Genomic DNA, 4,061 nt, shown 5'->3' on the forward strand with positions numbered 1-4,061 from the left:
CTTTTCAAGTTGCATAGCTACGTTTTCAGCAGCAAGTTGAGCTGAAGCTTGAGCTTTTCTTTCTTCTTTGATATTTACATTTACTTCTTTACCGATAAGTTTACTAACTTCGTTCTTTAGGTTTTCAACATCTTGGCCTTTTTTGCCGATGATGATACCAGGACGAGCTGCAACTACGGTTACACGAAGTTTTTTAGCCGTTCTTTCGATTAGAATTTGGCTAATTCCTGCATAGTAAAGTTTTTTCTTTAAAAATGCACGAATTTTGTAATCTTCACCGATATTTTCAGGAAGACTTTGTTTGGTTGGAAACCATCTAGATTCCCAGTTGCGGTTAATTCCTAGTCTAAGACCTATTGGATTTACTTTTTGTCCCATATTATGCTTCCTTCTTTTCAGGTTTAGATACTTCTACCATTACATGAGAAGTAGGTTTGCGAATTTTGCTCGCTGTTCCTCTTGCTCTTGGTCTAAATCTCTTTAATACAGGACCAGCATCAACGCGGCAACTAGTTACTACAACCTCTTCTGGCTCAAATCCGCCATTTGCTACTGCTGAACTAATAGCGTTTGCTATAAATTTAGCACCACGATTTGGCATAAACTGCAAGCTTGCAAGTGCTAGCTCGGCATTCATACCTTGAACTTCTCTTGCTATAAGTCTTGCTTTTGTAGGAGAAAGTCTTACGAATTTTATAATTGCTTTACTCATATTATCTCCCCTTACTTGCCGATTTTCTTTTGCACTGAGCCTTTGTGACCCTTAAATGTGCGTGTTGGAGCAAATTCGCCAAGTTTATAGCCTATATGATTTTCTGTAACATATACAGGAATAAAGCTCTTGCCATTATGAACGTTAAATGTTAGTCCAATCATTTCAGGTACAATCGTGCTACGTCTTGACCAAGTCTTGATTGGTTTGTTATCGTTTGCATTTTTTGCGGCAATAACTTTTTTCATTACATGATCATCTACGAAAGGACCTTTTTTGAGTGATCTTGCCATCTCTATTTTCCTTTCCTTCTTGAAATTATAAGCTTATCGCTAGCTTTTTTACGGCGAGTCTTAGCACCTTTGGTTGGTTTACCCCATGGAGTAACTGGGTGACGGCCTGAATTTTTCTTACCTTCACCACCACCGTGTGGGTGATCAACTGGGTTCATAGCAGAACCACGTGTTTGTGGGCGGATACCGCGGTGGCGATTACGTCCAGCTTTACCGATAGTGATGTTAGCCCAGTCTTCGTTGCCAACTACACCGATACTTGCCATACACTCAGCTAGTACTTGTCTCATCTCGCCACTTGGCATTCTTAAAATAACATACTTCTCTTCTTTACCCATTAGCTGAGCATAACCGCCAGCTGAACGAGCTATCTGAGCGCCTTTGCCAGGTTTTAACTCTACGTTATGAACGATAGTACCAACTGGGATAAATCTTAATTTCATAGCGTTGCCTGGTTTAATATCTAGTGAGCCCTCATCGATAGATGCGATAACGTCGCCAACATTTAGTCCATTTGGTCTAATGATATAGCGCTTTTCACCATCTTTATAAGCTATAAGAGCGATACGGCAGTTTCTGTTTGGATCGTACTCGATCGCTTCAACTTTACCTTCTATGCCAAATTTGCGACGTTTAAAGTCGATGATACGATAAAGTTTTTTTGCACCTGCTTCTTTGTGTCTTGAAGTTATACGACCATTGTTATTTCTACCGCCAGATGCAGGTAGTTTAACAAGCAAGCTTCTAACGCTTGGTTTAGCTGTTATATCTTCAGAGCTTAGTCCAGTCATATATCTACGACTAGGTGTATATGGTTTATATGATTTTATAGCCATCTTACGCCTCCGTATTTTCTAGGCTTACGCCTTCAGGCAACTTAACGTAGAATTTCTTTATCTCGTCACGTTGGCCTGCTCTTCCTCTAAAACGCTTAACCTTGCCGCTAATTCTAAGTGAATTTACGCGAACAGGCGTTACTCCAAAGTACTCTTGTAAAACCGCTTTTAAGCTGTTTTTTGTAACTCTTGGTGAAGTTTGGATAACAACAACGCCTTGTTCTTGAAGGCCTAGAGTTTTTTCTGTATAAATAATTGTTTTGATATCAGTTATATCCGCCATTTTAGCCCTCTTTTGTTATAGTTTTTAGTGCAGCTTTTTCAATAATAACCGAACTAAATGTAGAGACAAGATAAGCATTTACCTCATTTGCATCTACTACATAGCAGTTTGCTAAATTTCTAAAAGCAAGTAGTGTTTTATCGTCTAGTAAATCTTTAACGATAAGTGCATCTTTTACTTTTAAATTTTTGATGATATTAGCTGCATCTTTTGTCTTTCCAGACTCGATTGAGATGCTATCTACTGCGAAAATTTTACCATCTTGTGCTTTTGCTGCCAAAGCGTACTCAAGAGCTAGTCTTTTTTGTTTTTTATTGACTTTTTGAAAATAGTTTTTCTCGTTTGTTGGACCAAATGCAACTGCACCGCCTACCCAAACGTTAGTTCTAGTTGAACCCGCTCTTGCACCACCACGTCCTTTTTGTCTCCATGGTTTTTTACCACCACCGCTTACAAAAGCACGGCTTTTAGTATGAGCCGTATTTGCTCTTATACCAGCAAGGTAAGATTTTACATAAAGATATAGGTTGTGCGGATTTACTTCAGCGTAGCTTGCAGGAAGCTCTAACTCGCCTGAATTTTCAAATTTATCGTTTAATACGTGAATTTTACTCATTTTACAATCCTTATTTTACCCATTGCACCATTGTGACCAGGAACGCAACCTTTTACAACTACGATGCCATTTTGAGCGTCAAAGCTTATTAGCTCGTTTTTAACAGTAACTTTCTCATTGCCCATGTGTCCTGCCATTTTCATACCTGGTTGAACACGACCTGGCCATTCGCAGTTACCAATTGAACCGTGGCGTCTGTGGAAACGTGAGCCGTGGCTTTTTGGACCACCACCGAAACCATGTCTTTTTACCACACCTTGGTAGCCTCTACCTTTTGAGTTAAAGCTAACTTTTAAAATTTTAGCCTCATTTAATGGTGTAAAGTCTAGGTTTCCAACTTCGCTATTAGCTACTTCAAGCGTAGCAAATTTGTTAAATTCTGCAGTCAGATTGTATTTCTTTTGCTGACCAGCGATAGCTTTGTTGTTTGCTTTAGTGTGGGCATACGCTACGATAGCACGTTTGTTTTCGTCGATCTCACATACTTTAGCCTCAACTAGCTTAAGTAGTGTAACTGGCGTACTCTTCGTGGCAATCGTTCTACTCATGCCTATTTTTTCTACAATATATTCCATACTCTTATCCTTTTGTCCGCTTACTTCATCGCACGAACTTCGACATTAACTTCTGGAGCTAGGTCGAGTTTTGTTAGGCTATCTACAGTTTCTGGAGTAGCAGCTACGATGTCAAGCATACGAGCGTGTATTCTCATCTCAAACTGCTCACGTGAGTCTTTGTTGATGTGTGGAGATTTTAAGACTGTATAGCGTTTGATCTTTGTAGGCATTGGTACCGGGCCACGAACGTCGGCACCTGTTCGTTTGACAGCTTCTACGATTGCTGCAACAGTGCGGTCTAGAACTCTATGGTCGTAAGCTTTTAGCTTTAACCTGATTCTTTCCATGTGTTTTCCTTTAAAAAGAACTTGTCGCAAACTCGCGACCTCTTTACATCAAAATAACCCGCATAGGATCAAGCGATCGTACGAGCAAGACATAGGTCTTTCGTAAAGAGACTGCGATTTTACAAAAAAGCTATTATAGTTGTCAAGAAAAACGCTATTTTTTGTTGAATTTTGATTAATTATTTCCTTTTGATAAGGAAAGTATATAGTATTAGTCAGAATTATTTGTAAAACAAACTAAATAAAAATTTTATTTTTATTATGAATCTCTAAAAAAACAAGAATTGAAATTTAAAATAGAGAAAATACTATTAGAATATGCTTATATTGAAGAAGATAAAAAAAATATAGATAATAGATACACCTGTCTCTTATACACATCTGACGCTGCCGACGAATAGAGAGGTGTAGATCTCG

Annotated in this window: 8 protein-coding genes; all 8 read right to left on the minus strand. The window is 38.6% G+C overall.

Annotated features, from left to right (window positions below; translation table 11 throughout):
* On the minus strand, positions 1-378 hold a 378-nt coding region (gene rpsC / locus Q0296_RS06120; protein WP_298038090.1), incomplete at its 3' end, for a 30S ribosomal protein S3.
* 1 nt (position 379) lies between these two features.
* On the minus strand, positions 380-712 hold the full coding sequence (gene rplV, locus Q0296_RS06125) for a 50S ribosomal protein L22 (protein ID WP_009295259.1): 333 nt from the start codon (positions 710-712) through the stop codon (positions 380-382).
* An 11-nt stretch (positions 713-723) separates the two neighbouring features.
* Positions 724-1,005 carry a 30S ribosomal protein S19 gene (gene rpsS / locus Q0296_RS06130; protein ID WP_002941639.1) on the minus strand — a complete coding sequence of 94 codons (282 nt, stop codon included), beginning with the start codon at positions 1,003-1,005 and terminating at the stop codon, positions 724-726.
* Between the two features lie 2 nt (positions 1,006-1,007).
* Positions 1,008-1,841 carry a 50S ribosomal protein L2 gene (gene rplB / locus Q0296_RS06135; RefSeq protein ID WP_103599323.1) on the minus strand — a complete coding sequence of 278 codons (834 nt, stop codon included), beginning with the start codon at positions 1,839-1,841 and terminating at the stop codon, positions 1,008-1,010.
* 1 nt (position 1,842) lies between these two features.
* On the minus strand, positions 1,843-2,124 hold the full coding sequence (locus tag Q0296_RS06140) for a 50S ribosomal protein L23 (RefSeq protein ID WP_002941535.1): 282 nt from the start codon (positions 2,122-2,124) through the stop codon (positions 1,843-1,845).
* Between the two features lies 1 nt (position 2,125).
* A complete protein-coding gene (rplD, locus tag Q0296_RS06145; RefSeq protein WP_021089209.1) occupies positions 2,126-2,740 on the minus strand; it encodes a 50S ribosomal protein L4 in 615 nt (204 codons plus the stop codon).
* Complete coding sequence (rplC, locus tag Q0296_RS06150) at positions 2,737-3,315, minus strand: 50S ribosomal protein L3 (RefSeq protein ID WP_002941563.1); 579 nt, start codon at positions 3,313-3,315, stop codon at positions 2,737-2,739. Before rplC ends, rplD begins: the two co-directional genes overlap by 4 nt.
* Before the next feature lie 20 nt (positions 3,316-3,335).
* Positions 3,336-3,644 (minus strand): 30S ribosomal protein S10, encoded by a 309-nt coding sequence (gene rpsJ, locus Q0296_RS06155; RefSeq protein ID WP_009295257.1) that lies wholly within the window; start codon positions 3,642-3,644, stop codon positions 3,336-3,338.
* Positions 3,645-4,061: the final 417 nt, after the last annotated feature.

Source organism: uncultured Campylobacter sp., assembly GCF_937890585.1.
Lineage (GTDB): Bacteria > Campylobacterota > Campylobacteria > Campylobacterales > Campylobacteraceae > Campylobacter_A.

Coding starts and splice junctions, on each gene's coding strand:
- rplV (WP_009295259.1), bottom strand. CDS start 712: ATGAGTAAAGCAATTATAAAATTCGTAAGACTTTCTCCTACAAAAGCA.
- rpsS (WP_002941639.1), bottom strand. CDS start 1,005: ATGGCAAGATCACTCAAAAAAGGTCCTTTCGTAGATGATCATGTAATG.
- rplB (WP_103599323.1), bottom strand. CDS start 1,841: ATGGCTATAAAATCATATAAACCATATACACCTAGTCGTAGATATATG.
- Q0296_RS06140 (WP_002941535.1), bottom strand. CDS start 2,124: ATGGCGGATATAACTGATATCAAAACAATTATTTATACAGAAAAAACT.
- rplD (WP_021089209.1), bottom strand. CDS start 2,740: ATGAGTAAAATTCACGTATTAAACGATAAATTTGAAAATTCAGGCGAG.
- rplC (WP_002941563.1), bottom strand. CDS start 3,315: ATGGAATATATTGTAGAAAAAATAGGCATGAGTAGAACGATTGCCACG.
- rpsJ (WP_009295257.1), bottom strand. CDS start 3,644: ATGGAAAGAATCAGGTTAAAGCTAAAAGCTTACGACCATAGAGTTCTA.